24 protein-coding genes and 1 tRNA gene are annotated in these 26,164 nt (G+C 60.6%); 15 read left to right on the top strand and 10 right to left on the bottom strand.

Features of this window, described 5'->3' with window-relative positions; all coding sequences use genetic code 11:
* Positions 1 to 279 precede the first annotated feature (279 nt).
* Positions 280 to 846, top strand: a complete 567-nt coding sequence (locus tag BT108_RS13540) for an FxDxF family PEP-CTERM protein (protein WP_143142447.1) — start codon at positions 280 to 282, stop codon at positions 844 to 846.
* Here BT108_RS13540 and BT108_RS08785 read toward each other — a convergent pair.
* A complete protein-coding gene (locus tag BT108_RS08785) occupies positions 833 to 2,098 on the bottom strand; it encodes a DUF3466 family protein (RefSeq protein ID WP_072294168.1) in 1,266 nt (421 codons plus the stop codon). The genes BT108_RS13540 and BT108_RS08785 overlap by 14 nt on opposite strands.
* Positions 2,099 to 2,460: 362 nt before the next feature.
* Complete coding sequence (locus BT108_RS08780; protein WP_072294167.1) at positions 2,461 to 2,664, bottom strand: YegP family protein; 204 nt, start codon at positions 2,662 to 2,664, stop codon at positions 2,461 to 2,463.
* A gap of 184 nt (positions 2,665 to 2,848) precedes the next feature.
* Between BT108_RS08780 and BT108_RS14315 the strand changes: the two genes are divergently transcribed.
* Complete coding sequence (locus BT108_RS14315) at positions 2,849 to 3,061, top strand: DUF5131 family protein (protein ID WP_083566324.1); 213 nt, start codon at positions 2,849 to 2,851, stop codon at positions 3,059 to 3,061.
* A gap of 419 nt (positions 3,062 to 3,480) precedes the next feature.
* On the opposite strand, the gene BT108_RS08770 is transcribed toward BT108_RS14315, so the two are convergent.
* Positions 3,481 to 3,557: transfer RNA gene (locus tag BT108_RS08770), tRNA-Val, on the bottom strand.
* Positions 3,558 to 3,673: 116 nt separating this feature from the next.
* Between BT108_RS08770 and BT108_RS08765 the strand changes: the two genes are divergently transcribed.
* The 6 genes from BT108_RS08765 to BT108_RS08740 all read left to right on the top strand — a co-directional run bounded on the left by BT108_RS08765 (position 3,674) and on the right by BT108_RS08740 (position 9,170).
* Complete coding sequence (locus BT108_RS08765) at positions 3,674 to 4,405, top strand: pseudouridine synthase (protein WP_072294165.1); 732 nt, start codon at positions 3,674 to 3,676, stop codon at positions 4,403 to 4,405.
* 58 nt (positions 4,406 to 4,463) lie between these two features.
* The gene (gene rfbB, locus BT108_RS08760) at positions 4,464 to 5,528 is read left to right on the top strand and encodes a dTDP-glucose 4,6-dehydratase (protein ID WP_072294164.1); all 1,065 of its coding nucleotides are present in this window, start codon (positions 4,464 to 4,466) and stop codon (positions 5,526 to 5,528) included.
* The gene (gene rfbD / locus BT108_RS08755; protein WP_072294163.1) at positions 5,525 to 6,427 is read left to right on the top strand and encodes a dTDP-4-dehydrorhamnose reductase; all 903 of its coding nucleotides are present in this window, start codon (positions 5,525 to 5,527) and stop codon (positions 6,425 to 6,427) included. The genes rfbB and rfbD overlap by 4 nt, the downstream gene beginning before the upstream one ends.
* Complete coding sequence (rfbA, locus tag BT108_RS08750; RefSeq protein ID WP_072294162.1) at positions 6,424 to 7,311, top strand: glucose-1-phosphate thymidylyltransferase RfbA; 888 nt, start codon at positions 6,424 to 6,426, stop codon at positions 7,309 to 7,311. The genes rfbD and rfbA overlap by 4 nt, the downstream gene beginning before the upstream one ends.
* 91 nt (positions 7,312 to 7,402) lie before the next feature.
* Positions 7,403 to 7,954 (top strand): dTDP-4-dehydrorhamnose 3,5-epimerase, encoded by a 552-nt coding sequence (gene rfbC, locus BT108_RS08745; RefSeq protein ID WP_072294161.1) that lies wholly within the window; start codon positions 7,403 to 7,405, stop codon positions 7,952 to 7,954.
* A gap of 106 nt (positions 7,955 to 8,060) precedes the next feature.
* Positions 8,061 to 9,170, top strand: a complete 1,110-nt coding sequence (locus BT108_RS08740) for a fatty acid desaturase family protein (RefSeq protein ID WP_072294160.1) — start codon at positions 8,061 to 8,063, stop codon at positions 9,168 to 9,170.
* Positions 9,171 to 9,195: 25 nt separating this feature from the next.
* Here the strand turns inward: BT108_RS08740 and prsT are convergent, their stop codons facing one another.
* A complete protein-coding gene (prsT, locus tag BT108_RS08735; protein ID WP_255369677.1) occupies positions 9,196 to 11,985 on the bottom strand; it encodes an XrtA/PEP-CTERM system TPR-repeat protein PrsT in 2,790 nt (929 codons plus the stop codon).
* 303 nt (positions 11,986 to 12,288) lie between these two features.
* On the opposite strand from prsT, the gene BT108_RS08730 reads away from it, so the two are divergent.
* Entirely contained in the window at positions 12,289 to 13,569 is a 1,281-nt protein-coding gene (locus BT108_RS08730) for a nucleotide sugar dehydrogenase (protein ID WP_072294159.1), read from the top strand.
* Positions 13,570 to 13,707: 138 nt separating this feature from the next.
* The gene (locus BT108_RS08725) at positions 13,708 to 14,784 is read left to right on the top strand and encodes an SDR family oxidoreductase (RefSeq protein WP_072294158.1); all 1,077 of its coding nucleotides are present in this window, start codon (positions 13,708 to 13,710) and stop codon (positions 14,782 to 14,784) included.
* 19 nt (positions 14,785 to 14,803) lie between these two features.
* Here the strand turns inward: BT108_RS08725 and BT108_RS08720 are convergent, their stop codons facing one another.
* The 6 genes from BT108_RS08720 to BT108_RS08695 all read right to left on the bottom strand — a co-directional run bounded on the left by BT108_RS08720 (position 14,804) and on the right by BT108_RS08695 (position 19,393).
* A complete protein-coding gene (locus tag BT108_RS08720; protein ID WP_072294157.1) occupies positions 14,804 to 15,436 on the bottom strand; it encodes a tetratricopeptide repeat protein in 633 nt (210 codons plus the stop codon).
* Between the two features lie 63 nt (positions 15,437 to 15,499).
* On the bottom strand, positions 15,500 to 16,750 hold the full coding sequence (locus tag BT108_RS08715) for a glycosyltransferase (RefSeq protein WP_072294156.1): 1,251 nt from the start codon (positions 16,748 to 16,750) through the stop codon (positions 15,500 to 15,502).
* Positions 16,744 to 17,613: a hydrolase 1, exosortase A system-associated gene (locus BT108_RS08710; protein WP_177257287.1), complete on the bottom strand. Its 870-nt coding sequence runs from the start codon at positions 17,611 to 17,613 to the stop codon at positions 16,744 to 16,746. Before BT108_RS08710 ends, BT108_RS08715 begins: the two co-directional genes overlap by 7 nt.
* Entirely contained in the window at positions 17,610 to 18,467 is an 858-nt protein-coding gene (locus BT108_RS08705; protein WP_072294155.1) for a hydrolase 2, exosortase A system-associated, read from the bottom strand. Before BT108_RS08705 ends, BT108_RS08710 begins: the two co-directional genes overlap by 4 nt.
* Positions 18,464 to 18,715 carry an acyl carrier protein gene (locus BT108_RS08700; RefSeq protein WP_072294154.1) on the bottom strand — a complete coding sequence of 84 codons (252 nt, stop codon included), beginning with the start codon at positions 18,713 to 18,715 and terminating at the stop codon, positions 18,464 to 18,466. Before BT108_RS08700 ends, BT108_RS08705 begins: the two co-directional genes overlap by 4 nt.
* Positions 18,716 to 18,742: 27 nt before the next feature.
* A complete protein-coding gene (locus tag BT108_RS08695; protein ID WP_143142446.1) occupies positions 18,743 to 19,393 on the bottom strand; it encodes a GNAT family N-acetyltransferase in 651 nt (216 codons plus the stop codon).
* A gap of 601 nt (positions 19,394 to 19,994) precedes the next feature.
* On the opposite strand from BT108_RS08695, the gene BT108_RS08690 reads away from it, so the two are divergent.
* Genes BT108_RS08690 through BT108_RS08670 form a run of 5 tightly spaced genes read left to right on the top strand, consistent with a single transcriptional unit; the run spans position 19,995 to position 26,140 of the window.
* The gene (locus BT108_RS08690) at positions 19,995 to 21,122 is read left to right on the top strand and encodes a GtrA family protein (protein ID WP_072294152.1); all 1,128 of its coding nucleotides are present in this window, start codon (positions 19,995 to 19,997) and stop codon (positions 21,120 to 21,122) included.
* Between the two features lie 40 nt (positions 21,123 to 21,162).
* On the top strand, positions 21,163 to 22,404 hold the full coding sequence (locus BT108_RS08685; protein ID WP_255369676.1) for an ArnT family glycosyltransferase: 1,242 nt from the start codon (positions 21,163 to 21,165) through the stop codon (positions 22,402 to 22,404).
* Positions 22,405 to 22,408: 4 nt separating this feature from the next.
* A complete protein-coding gene (locus BT108_RS08680) occupies positions 22,409 to 23,629 on the top strand; it encodes a TIGR04063 family PEP-CTERM/XrtA system glycosyltransferase (RefSeq protein ID WP_072294150.1) in 1,221 nt (406 codons plus the stop codon).
* Entirely contained in the window at positions 23,626 to 24,747 is a 1,122-nt protein-coding gene (locus BT108_RS08675) for a glycosyltransferase family 4 protein (RefSeq protein WP_255369675.1), read from the top strand. The genes BT108_RS08680 and BT108_RS08675 overlap by 4 nt, the downstream gene beginning before the upstream one ends.
* Complete coding sequence (locus BT108_RS08670; protein WP_072294149.1) at positions 24,737 to 26,140, top strand: phenylacetate--CoA ligase family protein; 1,404 nt, start codon at positions 24,737 to 24,739, stop codon at positions 26,138 to 26,140. The genes BT108_RS08675 and BT108_RS08670 overlap by 11 nt, the downstream gene beginning before the upstream one ends.
* Positions 26,141 to 26,164: the final 24 nt, after the last annotated feature.

The following is a 26,164-nucleotide window of genomic DNA, read 5'->3' as shown; positions in this document are numbered from 1 at the left end:
TCCATTGTTTGGTATAGCTTACACAAAGTTGAGGTTCACTCATCTTCGAATCTCGATTTCATTTTATGAATTCGGAATCTTCAGTGATCGGCCGGTATATCCAGCGGATAGTCAGGAGTGATGATTTTGGGGGAGATGGTGGTTATGGCCATCGAGTGGCACGAGTGTACAGATGCGTAAAAAACGCACAACGCACAACGAACAATGAACAACAACGATACAACAGATGAGATAGATATGCATATCAAATAATATTCTGTTAAGAGAGGAGCAAAAAACATGATCAGGTTTACTTTTAAACAGGCGGTTGTCGCCGCAGTGCTGGTAGGATTCGGCACCGGTGCGCAGGCAAAGATCGAGGATCTGGGTGCGGTAACGTCCGTCTTCCCGAAGGCCTTTAATGGGACTGTGCTGGGAAGCGGCGAGGTCTTCAACGACATCTTCACCTTCCATATCCCGGAACCCCATGTGGGGTCGGGTTACAGCGTCATTGATTTTGCGTTGGACATCGGTGTCGGAACGTTCGATACGCTGTTGGTCAAGTTGTCGCTGTACACCAACGCGGATGGCATCCTTGGTACTGGGGACGAGGTGCTTCTGAAGGCCGTCGAGTATTCTTCCGAAGGGAACTCTCCGAATTCCCTCGTCCTGTCGTGGGATCAGCCCATTATTGGTCCGGCTTACCTCAATGTCGTCGGGGAGACGGAGGGCACGCTGGGTGGTCTGTACAATGGCGCAATCAGCGTATCGCCCGTTCCCGAAGCGGAAACCTACGCCATGCTGCTGGCTGGCCTGGGGCTGATGGGTGCGATGGTACGGCGGAGGAACGCGGTCAAACGCACGTAATCAATTCCGAACGAAGTCGATTCTGAAATGAAGACGGCCCCATACAGGGGCCGTCTTCATTGGTTATTGGGTGGATCCGGCGTTCAATGGCCGCAAGGGCGGGGTCGATAGGATCTTTATCAATTTCCGATTTCTGACGACGCAACGCCAGAACCTCGATCAAGATTAGGCCTACGAGCATCAAAGCATAGATCTGAGGCTCAGGAACAGGGATAACAGCAGCAACAAGAATCTGACCTTTGTTATTGATATCAATTGCCTCCGTTAGAAGATACCCGGTCGGCAACTCTGTTAGCGAATTTAGATCGGTTATCCCTACACCATTGGGACCCGTGATAAAAGCAGAACGATCACCTGCAGCCGTGTAGTAATACCCTACTACCTGTCCGACATCATTAATGGCAGAGGCAAAACTTCTATTTCCATCCAATGTCCCAAGATCGGTCATTCCTACACCATTGGGACCTGTGATGAAAGCATGAGGGATACCTCCAGCTATATAGGAATATCCTACCACCTGCCCGGCATTGTTGATGTCATACGCGATACTATAATTTCCACCTAATGTCCCGAGATCGGTCATATCTATGCCGTTGGGACCGGTAATGAAGGCGTGAGTGGCCTTTTCTGCTGTAAGAGACATTCCTACTACCCGCCCAGCATCATTAATGCCAAAAGCGTAACTATAACTCCCACCTAACGTCCCGAGATCGATCATGCCTACGCCATTAGGGCCAGTGATGAAAGCATGATACTCATCTCTGGCTGTAAGGGAAATTCCTACCACTTGGCCGGCATTGTTGATGGCAGAGGCGTCGCTGTCGTCTCTGCCCAGCGTCCCAAGATCTGTCATACCCACGCCATTTGGACCGGTAATGAATGCGCGACCCGAATATGCAGGTGTATGGTAAGATCCTACCACTTGTCCAGCAGAGTTGATGCCACTGGCGTAACTAGATTCTCTGCCAAGTGTCCCAAGATCGGTTATATCTACGCCATTGGGACCAGTAACGGAAGCGTGGGGACTACTTTCGGCCCAGCTGGAAAATCCCGCTACTTGTCCAGCGTTGTTGATTGCAGAGCCGGAAAAATAAATTCCACTCGATGCTCCAAAGTCGACGAGTACTTTACCGTCGGAGTCTAAGAGGAGGTACAGATTACGTGCCGAGGCAGTGGAAACAAAACACAGTCCAATGCTCAGCGCTGTCCACAGGATCAGACTTTGGATTTTAGAAATACCCGTGATTTTCATGGTTTCTACTCCAGCATGAGACAGAGATATTTAATATTGCCCTGCTGAAGATTTAACATTGCTCTAGAGAAATGTAAATGAGCAGAACAGCCTATCTTCGGACTCGGCTAAATCAATCTTCTCGCATTCAGAGAATACCTGCTGCTCACGCCCGGCACTCGTCCCGCTTGATGCGGACGAGGTTGGCGTTAAGGGCGAGGTCGAAAATGCCTCTCGCACTCTTTCCTGAAAGTCGTATCCTTCCAGATTGTCCGAGTCTGTGATCGATGCCGAGCGCTCGGCAGAAGCCGACGATGTTGGATCTCTAATGCGGGGTAGGGCATGAGTTTGAGAAAAAACCCGCCGAAGCGGGTTTGTAGGGGTCAGTTGGAAGATAGCAAGGAATTGGTTGAGGCATCGAATACCTGGGCAGCATTGGCCTTGGCTTTCAGCAGATGGATGCCATGAATTGCATCTTCCTTATTTTGATAAACCTCGGTGCCGTCGGCTATTGATTCGTGATTTTTGGTTTTGAGGTTCCAGCGCCATTGTTCGTCAACGGCACTTTTGTAGAGGTAAAAGTACATGGAAGACTCCTACGAAAATTTGTTAGGAATACCCGGTTTGAAACCGGCATGAGACTTCCAGAAACGAGGAAGGCTCATGGGGTGAAAGTATTTCACCTGATCCTTTATTGGGTCAACTGGAGTTGCCCGCGAGGCGGATACCAGCTTACGAAGCATGGGATAGATGGATGGGTGGTAAGAAAAAATTCAGTGGACGGATGTGACGTGGAACCCCGTGCGCGGACGTTCGTGCGTGTTGGAAGGATGCCGTGATTGCTACGCCGGGACGGTGGCGGCACGATTTTGCGGCGAAGGACAACCATACGAGGAATTGATCACCCTCCCATCGTCAGATCCTAGGCGGAACGGCAGCGTGAAGCTGGTGCCCGAAGCGCTGGATATCTCTGCGGTAGTGTAAGCTTCGCCGCATCTTTGTTAATTCAATTGACATCTCCCGGGCAACGTCAGAAGCGATTCGCCTCCAGCTTAAAACCGTCCGGTCTCGGGGAAAACGTCACGTTCCGGCAGGCGGTTGCTAGGGCAGGGCTGGTGGATTCCACCGGCATGGTCTGCGCCATACCTGGGCCAGCTGGTACGTGCAGGAGGGCACTCCTGCTCCATGTATTCCAGAAGCTCGGAGCTTGGTTCAGTATCAGAACGGTGTAGCGCTTTGTCCGCCTCTCGTCAAAGCTCCTGCGGGCATGGATGAGCAAGCCAGCGCTAAGGCTGGTGGTCGACAGTGCCGCCTGCTTTCACGGCACATTTTCAGCACAGTCGGGGAAAATCGGATAAGAGACCGAAGTGGAGGTCTCAAGTCGTTGATTTGAAAATATCGAATGGTAGGCGCGATTGGACTCGAACCAACGACCCCCACCATGTCAAGGTGGTGCTCTAACCAGCTGAGCTACGCGCCTGGGCCAGTAGATTCTATCCGAAACGGGATCGGGGTTCAAACTTATATAATGTCAGGCTGATAGCCTCGCTTCGATGTAGAATCCTGTGAGAAGCCATCGCGGCGGCGGACGGATTCATGGAAAAAATCAGGCTGTCCAAGCTCATGTCGCAGAGGGGGCTGTGCTCCCGCAGGGAGGCGGACGACTACATCGAGCGCGGCTGGGTATTCGTCGACGGCGAGCGTGTCGCCGAGCTGGGCGTGCGCATTCTCCCCACCCAGAGGATAGAGCTTGGCGAGTACGCCCGGACCCGGCAGCAGGATCGAGTCACGATACTGTTGAACAAGCCGGTGGGGTACGTATCCGGCCAGCCTGAGCCGGGATATCTGCCGGCGGTAGGCCTGATACACCGCGAGTCCTATTCTCCTGTGGAAACGGCAGCGCGGCCGTTCAGCCCGGCCCATTTGAAGGAGCTGGCCCCAGCGGGCCGGCTGGACATCGATTCCTCCGGGCTGCTGGTATTCACCCAGGACGGCCGCATCGCCCGGCGATTGATCGGTGCGGATTCGGGGATGGACAAGGAGTATCTGGTACGCGTGCAGGGCAGGCTTTCCCCGCAGGGGCTGGATCTGCTGAATCATGGCTTGAATCTCGATGGCCGGCCATTGAAGCGGGCCGAGGTGGCGTGGCAGAATCGGGATCAGCTTCGCTTCATCCTGCGGGAAGGCAGGAAGCGCCAGATCCGGCGGATGTGCGAACTGGTGGGATTGAAGGTGATCGGCTTGAAGCGTGTGCGCATCGGCCGGGTCAGGCTGGGCTCGCTTCCGACTGGAAGGTGGCGTTATCTGGGGAAAGATGAGGTATTCTGACGCGAATGGCATGGACCGGGAGATCGGCATGAACACTGGCGGGCGGTTGGAATAGCGGATGATACTCGTCACGGGAGGATCCGGCTTCATCGGCGCGAATTTCATACTGGACTGGCTTGCGCGTGCCGATGAGGCGGTGATCAATCTCGATGCGCTCACCTATGCTGGAAATCCGGAGAACCTGGCCGCGGCAGCGGCCGATGAGCGCTATACCTTCGTGCAGGGCGACATCGGCGATGCCGAACTGGTGGCCGGCCTGCTTGCCCGGCACCATCCCCGCGCCATCATCCATTTCGCTGCGGAAAGCCACGTGGACCGCTCGATTCATGGGCCAGAGGCGTTCATCCAGACCAACATCCTGGGGACCTTTCGCCTGCTCGAAGCCGCACGGGCCTACTGGAGCGGGTTGGACGGCAGGGTGCGACAGCAGTTCCGGTTCGTGCATGTATCGACCGACGAGGTCTATGGCTCTCTGGCAGAAGATGAACCTGCATTCGATGAGACCCATCGCTACGAGCCCAACAGTCCCTATTCCGCGAGCAAGGCCGCGAGCGACCATCTGGTGCGTGCCTACCACCACACCTACGGCCTGCCGGTCCTGACGAGCAACTGCTCCAACAACTATGGGCCGTATCAGTTTCCCGAGAAGCTCATTCCCCTGATGATCGTCAATGCTCTGGCCGGCAAGCCTCTGCCCGTGTACGGCGACGGCCGGCAGATCCGCGACTGGCTGTACGTCGGCGACCACTGCAGCGCCATTCGCCGGGTGCTGGAGGCGGGGGTGCCCGGGGAGACCTACAACGTGGGTGGCTGGAACGAGATACCCAACATCGACATCGTGCGCACGGTCTGCGTCCTGTTGGACGAACTGAGGCCGCTTGCCCGCGGATCCTGCCGCGAACTGATCACCCACGTGGCCGACCGTCCCGGGCACGACCGCCGCTACGCCATCGATGCCGGCAGGATCGAACGCGAACTGGGCTGGAGACCCGCGGAAACGTTCGAGAGCGGCATCCGCAAGACCGTGCAGTGGTACCTCGACAATCCGGCTTGGGTACGCAACGTGCAGACCGGCGCCTACCGCGCCTGGATCGACGCGCACTATCCGCGGCATGTCGGATGAAGATCCTGCTGTTCGGCAAGAGCGGACAGGTCGGCTGGGAGCTGCAGCGCAGCCTGGCTCCGCTGGGCGAGCTGGTGGCACTGGATGCCGACAGCCGGGATCTGTGCGGCGACTTCACTCGCCCCGAGGACATCGCCGAAACCGTCCGGGCGGTCGTGCCCGACGTCGTCGTGAATGCCGCCGCGCATACCGCCGTGGACCGGGCTGAATCCGAGGCGCAACGCGCCCGCCTGATCAACGCGCAGGCTCCCGCCGCGCTGGCCCGGGCATGCCGAAGGCTCGATGCCTGGCTGATCCACTACTCGACCGACTACGTGTTCGACGGCAGCGGAAGCGCGCCATGGACGGAAGCCGACCCCACCGGGCCGCTCAACGTATACGGTGCCACCAAACTGGAGGGGGAGGCAGCGATCCTCGCTTCGGGATGCCGGCACCTGATCTTCCGCACCAGCTGGGTATATGCCGCCCGCGGCGGGAATTTCGCGCGCACCATGCTGCGCCTGGCGCAGGCGCGCACCGATTTGAGCGTCGTCGACGACCAGGTCGGCGCGCCCACGGGCGCGGACCTGCTTGCGGACGTGACCGCCCACGCCATTCGGCGCGCCCTGTACCAGCGAGACGTCGCCGGCGTCTATCACCTTGCCGCAGCGGGGGAGACCTCGTGGTACGGCTACGCCTGGTTCGTGCTGGATCGGGCCCGCCAGGCGGGCGTCGCGCTCAAGGTCGCACCGGAAGACATCCAGCCCGTGCCGGCCAGCGCATTCCCGACGCCCGCCGCACGGCCCGCCAATTCACGCCTGAACACCGCCAAGCTGCGCACCGCGTTCGGGCTGCACCCGCCGGTGTGGCAGACGGGGGTGGCGCGCATGCTGGACGAGATCCTCGGAGATCGGCCATGACCGCGCGCAGGGGCATCATCCTCGCCGGTGGCTCCGGCACGCGCCTGTACCCGGTGACCAAGGCGGTCTCGAAACAGCTCCTGCCGATCTACGACAAGCCGATGATCTACTATCCCCTGAGCACGCTCATGCTGGCAGATATTCGCGACATCCTCGTCATCTCCACCCCGCAGGACACGCCGCGTTTCGCGCAGTTGCTGGGCGATGGCAGCGACTGGGGGCTGAGCCTGCAGTATGCGGTGCAGCCCGCGCCCGAGGGACTGGCCCAGGCGTTCACCATCGGCAGGGCGTTTGTCGGCAGCCGCACCAGCGCGCTGGTGCTGGGCGACAACATCTTCTACGGCCACGATCTGCAGGTCCGGCTCAGGCGAGCCGCCGCACGGCCCGAGGGGGCCACCATATTCGCCTACCACGTACAGGATCCGCAACGCTACGGCGTCGCCGCCTTCGATGCGCAGGGCCGCGTCACCTCCCTGGAGGAGAAGCCGGCCCAGCCGCGAAGCAACTATGCCGTGACTGGCCTGTACTTCTACGACAATCAGGTCGTCGACATCGTGGATGATCTTCGGCCTTCCGCCCGTGGCGAACTGGAGATCACCGACGTGAATCGCGCCTACCTCGAGCGCGGCCAGCTGGGTGTCGAGATCATGGGCCGGGGCTATGCGTGGCTGGATACCGGTACCCACGAGAGCCTGATCGAGGCGAGCAACTTCATCGAGACCATCGAGCACCGGCAGGGGCTCAAGGTGGCCTGCCCCGAGGAGATCGCCTACCGCCAGGGGTTCATCGATGCCGCGCAACTGGAGGCACTGGCCCAGCCGCTGACCCGGAATGGCTACGGGAAGTATCTGCTGCGCCTGCTGAAGGAGCACACGGCGCCATGATCCCGCACCGGGGAAGTGGTCGAACGATCGGGAAAGGTGCGCCGCACCCGCCGGCAAGGGGATACCGCGGCCTGCAGGACGGGGATTCCGGGTGAACGCCATTCCCACCGGTATTCCCGGCGTGGTCATCCTCGAGCCGAAGGTTTTCGGCGATGACCGGGGGTTTTTTTTCGAGAGTTTCAATCTCGAGGTATTCAATCGAACCCTTGGGCTGGATGTCGCGTTCGTGCAGGATAATCACAGCCGCTCGGCACAGGGCGTGCTGCGTGGCCTGCACTACCAGATCGGGCAGCCGCAGGGGAAGCTGGTGCGTGTAGTGCGTGGCGCGGTGTTCGACGTGGCGGTGGATGTGCGTCGATCGTCCCCCACCTTCGGCCGTTGGGTCGGCTTCGACCTGAGCGAGGAGAACCATCGCCAGCTGTGGATACCGCCTGGCTTTGCCCATGGGTTCTACGTGCTCAGCAGCTCAGCCGATTTCCTGTACAAGACCACGGATTACTACGCGCCCGCGCTCGAGCGCGGTATTGCATGGAACGATCCCGAGATCGGCATCGCCTGGCCGACTCGCGGGCAGGGGCGGCCGCTCGTGTCCGTCAAGGACGGGAAAGCGCCCCGCTTGGTCGATGCCCAGGTGTTTCCATGAAATCCATGCCTGCGGGAAGAGGCCGGAAGGGCAGGGCAAGTTTTCGCCGCCGCCGCGGAGTTGTTGATAAAATAGGCAGTCGGGCGGATTTCCCGAACCGGAAGGGATGATGGAGACAGCCACAGGCAAGAAAGAGTTTCCGCTGCGGGAAGCGCACGCGCTGGTGCGCGACCTGATGACGCCCAATCCCTGGATCTACTGGGGCGACTTCCTGTTCCATATCACGCTGGGCTGGGCGACCTTCGTTGCCGCGTTGTCGGCGCCGCGGTTTTCGATCTGGCAGATCCTGGCCGTGATCGTCGCCACGTTTGCCTTCTACCGGGCGGCGATCTTCATTCATGAGCTGGCCCACCTCAAGAAAGGGACGTTCGGGTTCTTCCGCCTCGTGTGGAACGTCATCTGCGGCATCCCGCTGCTGATTCCCTCCTTCACCTACGATGGCGTGCATAACGATCACCACCGGCGCGACGTCTATGGCACGAGCAGGGACGGCGAGTACATTCCCTTCGCCACCCTGAGGCCGGCGGTGATGGTCGGCTATGTGATGCTGTCGTTCATCCTGCCCGTATTCTTCATCGTCCGGTTCCTCCTGCTTACCCCGCTGTCCTACGTGATCCCGCCATTGCGGCGTCTTCTCTGGGAACGGGCCTCGTCGCTGACGATAGACATGAACTATCGCCGCGCGCCGGATGCGATCCGCAACGACAGCCATTGGCGCTTGCAGGAATTCTCCGCCTTCGTGTTCGCGGCGATTGCCGCCGCGTGCATCGCGGGGGGAGTGCTGGCCCCTGAAGCACTGATCCTGTGGTACGTGATCGCGATGTTCATCTTCTTCGTGAATGCCTTGCGTACGCTCAGCGCCCATGCCTATCGCAATCCGGGGGATCGGCAGATGGAATTCGCGGAGCAGTTTCTCGACTCCATCAACGTGCCCGGCAACCGGTTTCTCACCGCCCTGTGGGCGCCGGTGGGCCTGCGCTACCATGCGACCCATCACCTCTTCATGAGCCTGCCCTACCATAACCTGGGTGAAGCGCAGCGCCGCCTCCTGGCAGGCCTGAGTGACAATTCCCTGTATCTGGAAACCATGCGCACCGGAATGTGGGATGCGCTGCGACGCATCTGGAACGAGGCTGCGGTCTCCTCGGCGTCGCGAGATGCGGCCCTGCCTGGTCCTGCATTGGAGGATGCGGGACCCAGGCGCGAGAATGCCTGAATGCTGGAAAGCAGGAGAGGTGCGCCTATAGCTGCTGCAGCAGGGCCTTCGCCTCATCGGTGAAAGGGAGATTCTTGCCCGTGGCCAGCACTAGTTCGAGTTCCTTGCGTGCCTTGGCCTTGTCGCCCGATTTGGCCAGGACCTGGGCGAGATGGTAGCGGATTTCCTCCATGTCGGGTGCCAGCGACACCGCTTTCTGCAGCAGCGGCAACGCCCGCTTGATGTCGTTTCGCTCCACCAGTATCCATCCCAGCGTATCCAGTACCGCCGGGTTTTCCGGCGCCAGCTTGTAGGCTTTCTCGGCGAACTCCAGGGCCTGTGGATTGCTTTCCTGCTGATAGGCCGTCGCCAGGTTGTTCAGTGCAGGGACGTAGCCCGGATTCTCCTGCAGGATGATGCGATACTGCTCTATGGCGGAACCGGTCTGCCGGTTGGCAAGGTAGATGCCCGCCAGGTACGCGCGGGCGGCCGTATCCTTCGGCTGTTCCTTCAGCCACTGGAGCAGGCGCGCATCCCCCTCCCTGTTTTTCCCCGACTGGCTGAGCGCGGCGTGCAGCTTGATCGCGACCGATGAGTCCTTGCCGAGTGCCAGCGCCTGTTCGTAGGATTTCGCCGCGGCTGCGGGATTTTTCTGTCCCATCTGCAGATCGCCTTCGGCGATGTGGCCAACCGGCGAGCGCGGATGCTGTTTCTGTATCTGCCGGGAGACGGCAAGCGCCCCCTGGGTGTTTCCCTTGCGCGCCTCCAGCATGATTTGTGCCATTTGCGCATCCAGATAGTCCGGCTTCAGCACCAGTGCTTTCTTGAGTGCTTCCGAAGCGGCGGACAGATTCTCCATGGTGGTATGAAGGGCCGCCAGGTGGAACTGCACCACGGGTGATTCGGGCAGCAGCATGGCCAGTCGCTGGTAGCTTTCCAGTGCGCCGTTCTTGTCATCGCTGGCGAACTGGGCCTGTGCCAGCAGATCCAGCACATTGGCGTCATCGGGATGGATTCCCTGGAGTTTTTTTACGAAATTCAGGGATTTCTGATTCTCTCCCAGACGCAGATAGTGTGTTGCCAGGGCGATCGCCGGCTGGAGCGTGTCGGGATTTTCCTGATGAGCTTTTTCCAGCCAGTCCGTTGCTTCCTTTTCCCGTCCCAGGCCGAGTGCCAGGCTGGAGAGCGCGTTCATCGCCTGAATGTTCTTTTTGTCCTTCTTCAGAATGTCCTCGAAACGCTGCCTGGCTGCCTCCGGCTTCTTGTCCTGCAGATCGAGCCGTGCAAGATTGGCGATGGCGGGAAAGTAGGTGGACTGAATGGCGAGTGCCTTTTCAAAGCTCGCGCGGGCATTCGACGTATCCTTCCTGCTCAGATAGACGCCACCCTTGAGATTCTGGATGAAGGGATTGTCCGGGTGTTCTTTTTCGATCCCCTTGACCGCGGCAAGCGCCTTGTCGAATTCATTGAGGCGCAGATGGGCCATGACCAGCAGGATGCCGGCGTGCGCGGACTGAGGATCCAGCCGGGTCGCGCGCTCCAGTTCGGCGATGGCGCGGGTGCTGTCCCCTTCCCCCAGCTTGCTCATGCTCAGGGCGGTGCGCAGCATGGCGCTTTCGGGCGCGATGCCGCTGGCCGTTTCAAAGTATTCGGTGGCCTTGCCGAAATCCCGGATCTGCATGTGCGCTTCCCCCGCCAGGGCGAACAGCTGCGGATCGCGGGGTGCTTGCTTGAGGGCGGGTGCCAGCAGGGCGATGGCCCGCTGCGGCTGGCGACTTTTCAGTAACACCGACGCCATCAGCTTGCGGGCGTAGAGGTTTCCGGGGTCCTTTTCAAGGTAGAGCTTCAGATGCTGTTCGGCCTGCGTCAGCGACCCCAGTTCGAACTGGACCGCTCCGGCGAGCAGCACGCTCGGCAGATGTTCCGGCGACTTGCTCAATACCTGCTGCAGGGGCTCCAGCGCGGCAGCGTATCTTTTCTGGGTATAGTCCAGCAACGCCTGGGCATAGTGGGTGAGCAGATGGCCCGGTGCTGCCTTGCGTGCCGTGTCGATGGAGGACTGGGCGGCGTCGAACCGTTCGGTATTGGTTTCTATGAAGGCCTTGTTGATCAGCGCGGAGATGCTGTCCGGCCTCAGCTTGATCACCCTGTCGTAGGCCGCAAGGGCTTCATCCATTTTTCCTTCGGTGCGCAGCAGGTCGCCCTTGAAGAGCCAGGCGTCGACGTTGTCGGGATTCCGGGTTACCGCCTGCTCCACATGGCGCGCCGCGGAATCGACGTCCTTGTCCACCAGTGCATGGCGGGCCAGTCCGATCAATGCGTCGGGGAAGTCCGGCTTGCCTTGCAGCGCGTGCTCGAACAACTCCTTGGCCTTCCTGGCGTTGCCTAGCGCCAGATGGGCACTGCCACGCAATACCGAGATTTCCGGAGTCTGCGCGCTTTCGGGCAGTTTGCCTGTTTCATCCAGAATCTGTTGAAACTGGCCAAGATTCAGCAGTGTCTTCCCCAGGTCCGGCAATACCTTCTCGGGCGCCATGCCCAGGCTCAGTGCCTTGCGCAATTCTTTTTCCGCCGATTGCAGATCTCCGGTCCGGTTGTAGATGGTGCCGAGCAGATAGCGGGCATCGATGTCATCCGGATTGTTCTGCAGTATGTTCTTGAGCTGGATGATGGCGGCCTTGTCGTCCCCTTTCTGCTCGTATGCCCTGGCTTCCGACATGAGGGTCTCGGGATCCCCGGGTTTTTCGCAGCCGCTGATAGCGGCAGCGATCAGTACGCTCGAGGCGGCGAGCATCATGAAATCTTTGAGTGTGGTCACGATGCCGGGATTACGCATGCGGGTCTCTCCTTTCCAGCGACGGTTCTGGTTGCATTCAATGCATCTTGGAAACTTGAGTTCCGCGGACTGCACGGGAATCGGATGCTGGGGCCAGCACCGAGGAATCAAGCCGGTCTGAGGCTTATATACACGTCATCTTATCACCATCATTGCCCGGTATGATATGCTGGCTGCACCGCGGATAGAATTGGTCTTTGGTACAGGTTACTTCGAGACGAAGCCGGTTGATAATGCCGTGTATCATGTCTATCTGTCATGTCTATCTGTCGTTTCCGGAACATATAACAGCGGAGGTCGCGTATGAGCGTAGTGGCGGTGGTGGGGCTGGGTTATGTGGGACTTCCGCTGGCTGTCGAATTCGGCAAGAAGCGGCATACCATAGGCTACGATCTTTCCACCAGCAAGATCGAGAGCTACCGGCGTCAGGTGGACCCCACCGGCGAGGTGCCGACCGAAGATTTCGCGGCGGCCGGGCAGCTCGTCGTCACCACCGATGCTGCGGAACTGGCTCAGGCCGATTACATCGTGGTCGCCGTTCCCACCCCGGTGGATCTCGCCCACCAGCCCGACTTCACCGCGCTCACCGGTGCCAGCCAGGCCGTGGCGAAACACATGAAACGGGGTGCGATCGTCATCTACGAATCCACGGTGTATCCGGGCGCGACGGAGGAGATCTGCATCCCGGTTCTGGAAAAGTACTCCGGCATGAAATGGAAAACCGATTTCCATGTCGGGTTTTCCCCCGAGCGCATCAACCCCGGCGACAGGCAGCACCGGCTGACCACTATCCTGAAGGTCGTTTCGGGGGATGACGAGGATACCCTGGAGAAGATCGCTGCCCTGTATGAAAGCGTGGTGACGGCGGGCGTCCATCGCGCTTCCAGCATCAAGGTCGCGGAGGCCGCCAAGGTGATCGAGAATACGCAACGGGACCTGAACATCGCCCTGATGAACGAGCTGGCCATCATCTTCGACAAGCTTGAGATCGATACCGCAGAGGTACTACGGGCCGCGGGAACCAAATGGAATTTTCTTCCCTTCCGCCCGGGCTTGGTGGGGGGACATTGCATCGGAGTCGATCCCTACTACCTGACGCACAAGGCGGAAATGATCGGCTACATTCCGCAGGTCATCCTGGCCGGGCGCCGCATCAACGACAGCATGGCGAAGTTCGTCGCGGAGCAGACGGTCAAGCAGATCATCAAGGCGGGCATCAACGTCCGGGGTGCGCGCGTGAATGTGCTGGGCCTGTCCTTCAAGGAGAATTGCCCCGACCTGAGGAATTCCAAGGTTGCCGACCTGGTGCGGGAGCTCGAATCGTATGGAGTGGAGATCCATGTGCACGATCCCGTCGCGGATCCCGACGAGGCCCGGGAGGAGTACGGGCTGGCACTGGAGTCCTGGGAGCAGTTGCCGCGTGCCGATGCGATCATCCTCGCGGTTTCGCATCACGAATTCGTCAGCAGGCCATTGCCCGAATTCCAGTCCAAGGTTACCGACCGGGGATGCTTCATCGACGTCAAGTCCCAGCTCGATCCGGTTGCGTTGAAAGCGGCAGGGCTCAACGTCTGGCGGCTTTAGTGCTATCCCGAAACCTGTGGTTCGGCACGGGTGGAGAATCTCCGGTACTCCGGCCTGCGCGCGCAACCCCATGGGCTTCCATTTCGGTGACGGGACCGCTCACGGGCCGATCCATGTGAAAAAGACGGGCGACGGGATATGACAGCGTACCAAGGCGTTCTGGAATACCTGGAGGATCATCGCCATCGATGGCTGGTGACGGGTGTCGCCGGATTCATTGGTTCCAATTTGCTGGAAGCCTTGCTGAGGCATGGCCAGGAGGTGGTCGGACTGGACAATCTTTCCACGGGCCATCGGTACAACCTGGAGCAGGTCCGCGATCTGGTCGGGGAGCGGGCCTGGCGGAGCTTCACGCTGATCGAGGGCGATATCCGTCAGCCGGAGGCGTGCATCGAGGCGTGCAGGGGCGTGGAGTACGTGCTGCACCAGGCGGCCCTGGGGTCGGTCCCCCGTTCCATCCAGGATCCGGTGCGCACCAACGAGAACAACATATCGGGATTCCTGAACATGTTGGTGGCATCCCGGGATGCATCCGTGAGGCGTTTCGTCTACGCGGCGTCGAGTTCCACCTACGGGGATCATCCGGATTTGCCCAAGGTGGAGCCGGTGATCGGCCGGCCGCTTTCGCCCTACGCGGTGACCAAGTACGTCAACGAACTGTACGCGGATGTTTTCGCCCGCTGCTATGGCACGAACTCGATAGGGCTGCGCTATTTCAATGTCTTCGGCCCGAGGCAGGATCCGAACGGCGCGTATGCGGCGGTGATTCCCCAGTGGGTCGCTGCCCTGGTGGAAAACAGGCCGCTGTATATCAATGGTGACGGGGAGACCAGCCGGGACTTCTGTTTCATAGAGAATGTGATCCAGATCAACCTGCTGGCGGCACTGACCGACAATGCCGAGGCTGTCAACCAGGTTTACAACGTCGCGCTGAACGAGCGCACCAGTCTCAACCGGCTCTATGAGATGATACGCGGACTGCTACAGGAGACTTTCCCCCATCTGCGGCATCATGAGCCGACGTATGTGGATTTTCGCAAGGGCGACGTACGGCATTCGCAGGCGGATATTTCCAGGGCTGCAGCGATGCTGGGCTTTTCCCCGACCCATCGGATCGAAGAGGGGTTGACTGAGGCGCTGGCGTGGTATGTGGCCCATCTTGCGCCCGATCGGGAAGAGCCTGGTTCCCCAGGCAGGCGGCAATCCAGACGATAGCTCCCGGGACAGGCCGCTTCTATTCCCGCCACTTCCCTGCTTCCACCAGCTTGTTTCTGAGGCCGGGGAGAGGAAAGCCGAGTTCATAGGCCTTTTTTGCGTGGATGAGCGCCTGCTCGTAGTCCTTTTTCTGTACGTACAGCAGGCCGATGTTGTAGTTGATGGTGGGATCTTCCGGTTGAAGCTCGATCGCCGCACCCAGTTGCTCGATCGCCTTGTCGGTGTGGCCCTGCTTCAGCAGATAGTTGCTGTATATCGTCCGCACCGCGGCATCGTTCGACTTGAAGCGGATCGCGCGATCGAAATAGCATTCCACGGAGTACTTCGCGCCGGCCGGTTTGATAGTCTTGTCCCGCAGAGCGAGCTTGACGAGCGTGCTGAGCGCCCGATGGTGATTGGGAAAGGCTCTCAGCGTATAGTCCAGCTCTCCGCCGATGGCTCCTGAATTCCCCTTGACCAGGTTTTCGATGTTGGGCGTGAAGTGGTACTGTTCGACGAGGGGCAGCTTGGTTTGCCGGGCGTCGGGGTCCATGTAGTCGTAGGGACCATAGGCGTTTTCGAGTCCGCCGCAGAAGGGCGCCGCGGCATGAAGGCTTGCAGAGAACGCGAGGACGGCGAGTGCCGCCAATTGATGGAGCAGATGGTGCTTCATGGAACACTCCCTCCGAGGGTGGCCGGCCCGAGCGGTGGCAGGCATTCGCCAGAGTATCCGGCGTCACGTTGTCGAACTCACGTCGTCGAGAAGTGCGCCGAGTTCCCGCGTTCTCGATCTGCGCGAGGCCGCCAGCACACTGTCCACCGACGCTATGGGCGCGTCGTTGGCCCTGATCAGTGCCACGAAGCGCGATATTTCCTGCATGATAGCATCCCTGGAATCCAGAGGGGCGATCGTGTCGATGCCCGCGTTGCGCAGCGCGGCCGCCGTGTTTCCGGCAGGATCGGTCAGGGCCAGGATGGGACGCCGGGTGCGCAGGTACTCATAGAGCTTCGCAGGGATCTGGTTGTTGCAGTTGGCAGCCTGGAGGATGAGCAGACCATCGGCAGACAGCATTTCGGAGAGGGCCTCCCGGTAGGGAAGGGGTGGCGCGAGCGATACGATGTCGTCGATTCCATATCGTTCTATCAGCGGACGCAGGTACTCATCGTGAGCCGTGGCCCGCAGGATCACGTGCAGATCGCCGTGCCCGAGGGACCCCTGCCGGATGAGCATCGCCAATGCCGCGAACAATTGCGTCGGGTCCCGTTCGGACGGATAGACGATCCCGCTGTGGACCAGAACGAGCCGCGAGCCGTCGTCCGATCTGGTTGCAGGATGCGCCTCGGCTTCGAGAAAATTGTCCTCGTCATAGCCGTTCTCGATGAGATGAAAGCGGGAGGCGGGTACCTCCGGAAACCGGCGCCTGTGGTCCGCGATCGCGCCGGCGGTGGTGAGGATTGCCCGGTTGCATTTCCGTACCGCTTCTTTTTCGATCCACCGGAATACCCGCCGGGTCACCGGGTCGGGCGGATAGTCGACGTCGGTCATGGGGTCCCTGAAATCGGCAACCCAGGGTAGTCCGCTCATGCGTTCCAGCCCCAGGCCGATCAGATGGGCGGTGGCGATGGGATAGGTCGACCATATGACTGCCGGCCGGTATTTACGGATCAGGTGCAAGCCCATGGGGAGCGCACCGAGTGTCCATGAGGCCCAGCGGTCCGGCAGAGCCAGCAGGGCAGGATAGTGCCCCATGCAGGACAGGTGGCGGGACGCGTCCAGCCCGAACGCCCGATGTACTGCAGCCTGGTTCGCGATGTCCTTGCGATGGTCGTCGCCGGTGCTGGGATAGGCCCGAGGGTGTACGGTCAGTATGATGGGCTCCCAGCCGAATTCGGGGAGATAGCGGCAGAACTTGAGTGTTCGCAGGATGCCGCTGCTTCCGCGCAGAGGTGGGAAGTGGAACGCGATCATCAGTACCCGTTTCACCATGACCGCATCCATTCCGCCGTGTGGGTCGCGACCTGGTCGCGCCACTCGCGCCGGGAGAAGGTGTGGGTCGCCAGCGGCAGATGGAATCGGGATACGCGCGGGGAGGCCAGCAGCTCCCGCCAGCGGGGCGAGGCCTCCACCGTGTCCAGGAATTCCCGAGCCGTGAGGTCGTTGCCGCTGGTGACGAGCAGTACCTTTCCGCTGAAAAGCGCGAGGCCGGCACGCATGCGTTCCGGCAGGGCGCAGGCATCCGCAGCGCCTGCCGTGTCCTGCTCCACCGCGTTCGATCGCCTGCTTCCGATGGAGGCGCCGACGGTTCGTGCGAGGGAACGTACCGCTTCCACATAGTCGAAGCGCCCGCGCAGTATTTTTTCCCAGAGGCGCTTCTCGAACAATCGGTTCGCATAGTAGTGCTTCAGATGGGTTCTGGCAAACCCCCCGTCCGTTCGTGCCCAGGGGTTCAGCAGCACCAGCCCTGTCACCCGTTCGTCACGATGGGCGTAGAACAGCGCTGCGGAGGCGGCATCGCACAATCCCCACATCACTACTTCGCCGAGCGAAGGGGCGATTTCGAAAAAATGGTCGATGGCGCAACGCAGGTCGTCCTCCAGGTCTTCGAACGTCCTGGCGTCGCCCTCGCTGTCTCCCATGCCGCGATAGTCGAAGCGCAGCACGGGTATGCCGTGAAAGGCGAGGTGGCGTGCGAGCAGCACGAACTGCCGGTGGCTGCCGACCCGGTATTGGGGCCCACCTACCACGATCAGCACCCCCTTGGAGGAGGAAGCGGGCCCGGGCTGGCTCAGGATACCGTACAGCCAGTCGCCGTTGCAGGGGAACGCGACGGCGCGTTCCTCGATGGTCATGGAATTTCCCCCGCCACGACTTCCGTCGTGGCGGCTATCAGCGGCGCGCATTCCGAGATCTCCTGGGTCGCCCAGAACGGAAGGCCCGGCACGAGGTGCACATGCAGTTCGACCGCGTTCCGCTTCCAGGCATCTGCCACCTTGAGTCCCGCGGAAGACATGGGGCGCCCTGCCTCGGACACGATCTCGAACCAGTGTATGGGCTTGCGGGCAATAACGAATTCCGAAGCCTTCAGCTCATCGATTGCCGCAGCGAGGTCCGGTGCCAGCGCATAACCCGCGATCTCCAGGGTTTCGCCGTTCGCCAGGGCATCCCGCATTGCACGCGTTCCCGATGTTTTGGCAGTGTCTCCATCGTTCGCGAGCATTTCGTTCGCCAACTGCAGTCGCAGGAATTGGGTAAGAAATGATGCCCCGTTGACTATCGGTTGCCAAAGAACGATCTTGTCGAGCGCATGCTGCCGCTCCCGGGCGATGTCCAGGGTGAGCAGCGCACCCAGGCGCAGGCCCCAGAGACCGATCGGGACGGCGGTCCTGTCATTGAGCCAGCCGAGCGCGTAGTCGACGTCGCGTTTCCAGACGTCCCATCGTGCGTCCGCAAATTCTCCGCTGCTGTCACCGCATCCGAAGAGATCCATCTGCAGCACGCCTATCCCGTTTGCGGCGAATGCTCGGGCCTGCAGCGCTGCCATGCGGCGGGATTTGTTCATTTCCTCGCCGAAAGGGGGGATGTAGATCAGCGCTGCCCGGTACGCTGCGCCCTCGTGCGGTTCATGATACAGGCAGAACCGTTTCCCGTAGTCGGTCTGTAGGAAGAAGGGCTGGGCCGAGGGCGTCCCGGGCGATCCTTTCATTCACCCAGCTTTTGCTTGATGAAGCGGGCCAGGCTGCCCAGTGTTTCGAATGTGCTCGCACTGATCTCGTCATCGTCCACGCTGATGTCGAAGTGTTCCTCGATGGCGGTGATCACGTTCACGACCGCCATCGAATCCAGCTCGGGAAGACTCCCCAGCAGAATCGAGTTCTCGGTGAGCGTGCCGCCACGATCACCGAGATTCAGTACATCGGTCAGGATATTCCTGACAGCTTCCAAATGCTGCATTGCCTGCTCCATGATGGGTTGAAGATGTTAGGTACGGGACTCTTTTTCAAGATTCTGCGTATCCAGACGGAATTCCGGGAAGGAGGCCGCTTCCGCGGAAAGATGAAAATAGGGAGGAACGGAGGAGAGCATGACTTGCCACCGGCCGGCGCAAAAAAAAACGGCGCTGCCCATCGACACCGTTCCAAGCCGTGCATGGGCTCCGAGCGAACCCGGATTGAATGCCGAGATGCGGCTGCATGACCATGAGATGCCCTTTCCGGTTAGATAACGATTCGCTTCATCCCACAGACGCGGAAACGTCAACCCCAGGCGAGACTCGGGCGCGACGTACACGTCGAAATCCCATGCTGCCTGGTATTGGGGGTGGAGAACATAGCGCGCACGGACCTCATCCTCCTGGTAGCTTCCTGTCAGCAACCAGAGGAAACCGACGAATCGTTCATCCTTGAAGGCGGCCAGGCACTGCGCACCCTGCCGGAATCGCTCCCGGATCACCGCTGCCGGCCGCGGAAATTGCCGGATGACGATGTCGTCCTGATGGATCATCCGGATTTCTATCTTCTTGCCCCTGCCCGATGGAAGCAGGCTTTTCCGGGAGACAGGCTGGGCTATCAAGTAATACTTGTAGATGCGCAGGCTTCCCATCGAAACCACGGCCAGGAGTCTGCTGAGCACGAAAAAGCCGGCATTGAACCAACCCCATTGCCGTGCCATATGGTACAACTCATTTTTTCGTTCCGCTATGGATGCCATTGGATTGCGGGACGGGATGCACCATCGGTACCCATCGAGGGCCGGATGCCTTCTCACAAACCCGGGTGTTTCCCTCGGATTTCTCGTAATCTGGGCGGATTGAACTGCCGGGAGCTTCGCACGTTGGTTACCTAAGTGTTCCCATCCGTCAGGTTAAACCGGCGTTCCGAGCTTTTTCAAAGCTTTCCAGAAATATTCGAAAAAACGAATAGTACTACAACGCGTGGGTGATCATTGACCAATATGCTCTGCTTCTGGGTCATTTCAAGCGACCGGGGGGTGGCGGTTCCAAGGAAATCGGCATGAATCCGTTTTCTGGTATCATCCAGGCTCAAGAGCGGGGTCCGACGGATCGCTTACCGCAAGACCCTATAGGCATCACAACCTTCGGATTGCGCAGGGAGTTCGAGAATGTCCATCCGGAGCCCCTGCCTCGTATTCCGGCATGCTCGCATACACCGTTCGGGTTCTCGATCCAGAGCCGAACAAGTGAACTTCTCTTACGAATCAGTCTCATGACTTCATGACGTGCCTCAAAGCGGTCGTAATTCTACCCACATACAACGAGCGGAATAACATCGGGTCCATCATCGACGCCCTGCAGGCACAGTTCCAGCATATGCGGCATGACATGCATATTCTCGTGGTGGATGACAATTCGCCCGATGGCACGGCGGATATCGTGCGCCTGAAGCAGACTGACGCGAAGAATGCCAATGTGCATCTTCTGATGGGACAGAAGGCGGGATTGGGGGCTGCATACATTCGCGGCATGATGCACTCCATGGATGCGTTGAAGGCAGACGTTGTATTCGAGATGGATGCCGATTTCTCGCACAAGCCGGAGGACGTTCCGCGGCTGATGGCAGCCTTGGTGGAAGGCGCTGACTTCGTCATCGGCAGCCGCTACGTCAAGGGAGGATCGATCCCCAAGGAATGGGGCCTGCTGCGTCGCCTGAACTCGTTGGGTGGGAACATCGTGGGACGCTATGTCGCGGGCCTGTACGGGATTCGTGACTGCACCGCAGGATTCCGGGCGATCAGGACGCCGCTGCTCAGGAAGATCGTGTTCGAGGATCTCCGGGTGCAGGGGTATGCCTTCCAGGTGGCGCTGCTGCACAAGGCGGCATCGCTCGGTGCGACGATCAGGGAAGTGCCGGTGGATTTCATCGATCGCACCGAGGGGGAATCCAAGCTCGGGATCTCGGATATCGTCGAGTTCATCCTGAACGCCTGGTGGATTCGACTGCACAGTTCGAAGACTTTCATCAAGTTCGCCATCGTGGGACTGTCAGGCGTCATCGTGAACCTCGGCGTGTTCACGCTGCTGCTCCAGGCCGGAGTGAACAAATACCTGGCCTCTCCCATTTCGATCGAGGTATCGATCATCACCAATTTTCTGCTGAACAATTACTGGACCTTCCGCTGGCGGAGATCGCAGGATCATGTGCGCATCAAGGGCCTGAAATTCAATATGGTTTCGCTCGTCTCCCTGCTGGTCAGCTATTCCACGTTCGTGACCCTCTCGATGCTTTTCCCGGAAACGCCGCCGACCGTTCACCAGTTGGCCGGCATCGCACCCGCCATGCTCATCAATTATTTCCTGAACTCCTACTGGACGTTCAAGCATGCTCCCGGTCCCGGAAAATAGTCTTGGGAGGAAATCCGGATCGGCCGCTGCACCGTTTCGCGTGCTGGACTCACCCTACTTCATTCCCCTGTGTTTCATCCTGTTCATCGGGCTCCGTGCTGCCCTGATCTTCGCTGTTCCGCTCGAGATGGACTCGGATTCGCGCTGGTATCTCAATCGCGCGCTGGGCATCGCGAATGGCGAGGGGTATGTCGAGGACGGCCATCCCACAGCCTACTGGCCCGTCGGCTATCCGGGGTTCCTGGGGATACTCTTCCATCTGGCGGGTCCCCATCAAATCGTCGGCCAGCTGGCCAACCTGCTGATGGCCGCGGGAATCTTCCTCCTGCAGTTGAAATTGACGCGCCAGCTTTTCCGCAGCGAGACAACCGCCCGCCTGGGGGTCCTGCTGCTCGCCCTGTATCCCAACAACATCGCCTATACGCCGCTGCTGCTCACCGAGATCTACTTCACCTTCCTGTTGCTGCTCGGCGTTTATCTGTACATCTCCCGGAACGGATGGGGCTGGGTATTCGGATCGGGCCTGGTCTTCGGATTCGCCGCCCTGACCAAACCGCAGATCGTGTTCCTGCCGGCACTCCTGATACTTTTCCGCATCGTTGCCGCCGGTCGCGAGACAAGCCTGGCGGAGACCGTCGTCAAGGGCTGCTGCATCTATCTGGTCATGGCCGGCGTGCTCGTGCCATGGGCCGTGCGCAATACGCTAGTGTTCGGCGAAGTGGTGCTCATTTCCACCAATGGCGGTGCGACGCTGCTGACCGGAAACAATCCCAGCGCGGACGGGAGCTACATAGAAAACGATCCGCTGGTGCTGCAACGTGATTTTTCAACGCGGCGTCAGGTGGAGTCGGATCGCAGGGCAAAGCAGCTGGCCCTTGCGTGGATCAGGGAGAATCCCGGTCGGTTCGTCGAGTTGATTCCGCTCAAGATGTGGCATCTTTGGGCCAAGGACGGCGAGGCCGAATGGGCTTATCAGGCAGGCTATCCCCATTATCCGCGCCATCAGTCCCTCTTCCGCTCGATCAGGTGGGCGAATCAGGTCCTCTATGCCCTGATGCTGGTCGGCTCCCTCGTGACCCTCGTTCTGCTGTCCAGGGGAAAACACGACGTTGCGTGGCCCTGGGTATCGATCGGCTACTGCCTCATGGCATACCTCACGCTCATATCCGTGGTGTTTTCCGGGCAGTCGCGATTCCATTTCCCGGCGATGCCGTGGATCATCATGTATGCCGCCTGGGCAGCCGTCGTGCTGGGAATGCGCTTATCCCGCAGGGGCGATTGACGCCATGCGCATTCTGCACATCCTGGATCATTCCCTGCCGCTGCACAGCGGCTACACCTTCCGCACGCTGTCGATCCTGGCGGAGCAGCGCGCGCGTGGATGGGAGACCTTCCATCTGACTGGTCCAAAGCAGGGCGGCGGTACTGCCCGCGAGGAGGAGGTCGATGGATGGTTTTTCCATCGTACCCCTCCCGCGACCGGCCTGGCATCGAAGATGCCGGTCGTGAATCAGCTCGCGGTCGTCGAGCGTCTGGCGCAACGGCTGGATGAAGTGGCGGGGATCGTCAGACCGGACGTCCTGCACGCCCACTCCCCCGTGCTGAACGCCCTGCCCGCCTTGCGCGTGGGCCGGCGCCAGGGTATTCCGGTGGTCTACGAGGTCAGGGCGTTCTGGGAAGACGCGGCCGTGGATCATGGCACCAGCAGGGAAGGAAGCATCCGCTATCGCCTGACCCGGGGACTGGAGAGCCATGCCTTGCGCCGGGCCGACGCCGTGACCACCATATGCGAAGGACTGCGCAACGACATTCTCGGTCGAGGCATCGCGCCGGAGAAGGTGACGGTCATTCCCAATGCCGTGAACATCGCGGATTTCAGCATGGGTGGCGCAGCTGATCCGCAGCTTGCCGGCTCGCTGGGATTGGCGGGCAGGCAAGTGCTGGGGTTCATTGGCTCCTTTTACGCCTACGAGGGACTGGAGATCCTGCTGCGGGCGCTGCCGCAACTGCTGGCCCGCAATCCCGACATTCGCGTGCTGCTGGTGGGAGGAGGCCCCCAGGAGCGGGCACTCAGGGCTCTTGCCGCCGAACTGGGTCTGCAGGATCGGGTGGTCTTCACCGGGCGCGTCCCCCACGGCCAGGTGCAACGGTATTACGATCTGGTCGACGTGCTCGTTTATCCGAGGCTGCGGATGCGCCTGACCGACTTAGTCACACCCCTCAAGCCGCTGGAGGCCATGGCGCAGGGGCGACTGGTGGTGGCATCCAACGTCGGCGGGCATCGCGAGCTCATCGAGGACGGCCGGACCGGCATACTTTTCGCAGCGGGATCTTCATCGGATCTGGCGGAAAAGGCTCTGGATCTGCTGGCCAGCCCGCACCGATGGCCCGGGCTGCGGAGCGCGGCCCGCAGCTTCGTGGAAACGCAGCGCACCTGGCGCGGCAGCGTGGCCCGCTATGAGGGAATCTATGCCGCCCTGGTTCACAACCCGGATCCGCCGGGGTGATCCCCTCCGATCTGCATATCGGGCTGGTAGGCCCCCTGCCGCCGCCGTCCGGAGGCATGGCCAACCAGACGCTGCAATTGGCGGGGCTGTTGCGCAGGGAAGGCATCGTGGTGGACCTGATCCAGGTCAACCGTCCCTACCGCCCGCCCGGGATCGGCCGCTTGAAGGGACTCAGGGCCTTGTTCCGGCTGGTCCCCTACCTGACGCATCTGTGGCGGGCCTCCGGCCGCGTGCGGCTGTTCCACGTGATGGCCAACTCAGGATGGTCGTGGCATCTGTTCGCCGCACCTGCGATCTGGATCGCCTGGATCCGGCAGATACCGGTCATCGTCAACTACCGTGGCGGCGAAGCGGACGTCTTCTTCGAGCGGTCCTTCGCCTGGATCGGGCCCAGCCTGCGCCGGGCGAGCGCCATCGTCGTGCCGTCCGCCTTCCTGGAAGAGGTGTTCGGCAAGTGGGGTTTTCCCGTCCATGTCGTGCCCAACATCATCGATCTCGACCGATTCCCGGGCGGAGTCGGCCGGCCGATGCCGCTGAAGGCCGCGGCGCCCCACCTCGTCGTGAGCCGCAACCTGGAGCCCATCTACGATAATGCGACGGCATTGAGGGCCTTCGACCGGATCCGGCGGGTATTTCCCGCGGCCACGCTCACCATCGCGGGGACCGGGCCGCAGCACCGGTTTCTGGCCGGGCTGGCGGCGGAGCTCGGCGTCGTGGACGCAGTGACGTTTACCGGTCGTGTGGACAATGCGGGCATGGCCGAGATCTATCGTCGCGCCGACATCATGATCAACCCCAGTCTGGCCGACAACATGCCGATCTCGATCCTGGAGGCGTTGGCCAGCGGTGTTCCGGTCGTCAGCACCGACGTTGGGGGCGTGCCGCACCTCGTCACACACGGGGAGACCGCACTGCTGGTGCCGGCCGGGGATCACTCGGCCATGGCCGATGCCGTGCTTGCGCTGCTCGGCGATCCAGGCAGGGCGGAACGGATCCGTGCGGCGGGACTTGTCGCAGTTCGGCGGTATGCATGGCCGCAGGTGCGGCCACGTCTGCTGGAAGTCTATGCGGGGGCGCTCGAGCAACGCACGGCGGGAAGCCGCGAGGATGCTGGCTGAGGACATGGACTGGTATACCTCGTTGATATCCGGACTGATTTTCCCGTTGCACGAACGCCTCAAGCGGCACAGCAGCCTGGCGGTGCGCAGGGACATGGAGAGTTCCCAATGGTGGGACCGGGATCGCCTGGAAGCGCTCCGCCTGCGCCGGCTGCACCGGCTGCTCGACCATGCGGGAACGCACGTGCCGTACTACCGGAACCTCTTCAAGCGAATCGGGTTCGTCCCCGACGCCATTCGCTCGATTTCGGAGCTTCCGGGTCTGCCCATGCTCGACAAGGCCGTTATACGCCAGCATCTCGACGCGCTCAAGTCGGAGCGGGCGGTTGGTCTGGCACGTTTCAACACGGGGGGTTCCAGTGGTGTGCCACTGATCTTCCACATCGGCAGCGAGCGCGTCAGTCACGACGTCGCAGCCAAGTGGCGCGCGACGCGCTGGTGGGGGGTTGACATCGGCGATCCGGAGATCGTGGTATGGGGCTCTCCCATCGAACTCGGGGCGCAGGATGGATTGCGCGCCCTGCGCGACAGGCTGTTCCGGACCCGGTTGCTGCCCGCCTTCGAGATGTCGGCACAGAAGCTCGATCGATTCCTGGAGGAGATTCGTAGAGTACGCCCCCGAATGCTGTTCGGCTATCCATCCGCTCTTTCGCATATCGCCCGCCATGCCGAGTCGACGGGGCGGCGCATGGACGATCTGGGCATACGCGTGGCCTTCGTGACATCGGAACGGCTGTACGACGAGCAGCGCCGGCAGATCGGGGGAACCTTCGGATGCCCGGTGGCAAACGGCTATGGCGGCCGCGATGCGGGTTTCATCGCGCACGAATGCCCGGAGGGCGGCATGCACCTGACGGCCGAGGACGTCATCGTCGAGATCGTGGACCAGGAGGGAGTCCCGTTGCCGGAAGGCGAAGCAGGGGAGATCGTCGTGACTCATCTCGCCACGCCGGATTTTCCTTTCATACGCTATCGCACCGGTGATATCGGGGTACTGGACAGCCAGATGTGTGGCTGCGGTCGCGGCTTGCCTCTGCTCAGGGAGATCCAGGGCCGCAGCACGGATTTTCTGGTGGCGCAGGACGGGACCGTCATGCATGGCCTGGCTCTGATCTACATTCTGCGCGATCTTCCCCAGGTCCAGGCATTCAAGATCATTCAGGAGAGCCTGGATTTGACTCGCGTGCTGGTGGTTTCCGAATCCGTTGCCGCTCCGGCGCTCATCGACGCGATCCAGCAAGGGTTTCGGGCCAGGTTGGGTGAGCGGGTCGAGATTGCCGTCGAGCAGGTGCCGGAGATTCCGGCGGAAAGATCGGGAAAATTCCGCTATGTGGTGAGTCGCATCTCCTCGGGACCGGGGGCGCCATCGAATGACGCAGCGAGATCGCAGTAGCCAGGCAGGGCAGCATCCCCGGGA

It is taken from the genome of Nitrosovibrio sp. Nv17 (assembly GCF_900119085.1).
Classification (GTDB): domain Bacteria; phylum Pseudomonadota; class Gammaproteobacteria; order Burkholderiales; family Nitrosomonadaceae; genus Nitrosospira.
This window is presented reverse-complemented; position numbering and strand designations above follow the sequence as displayed.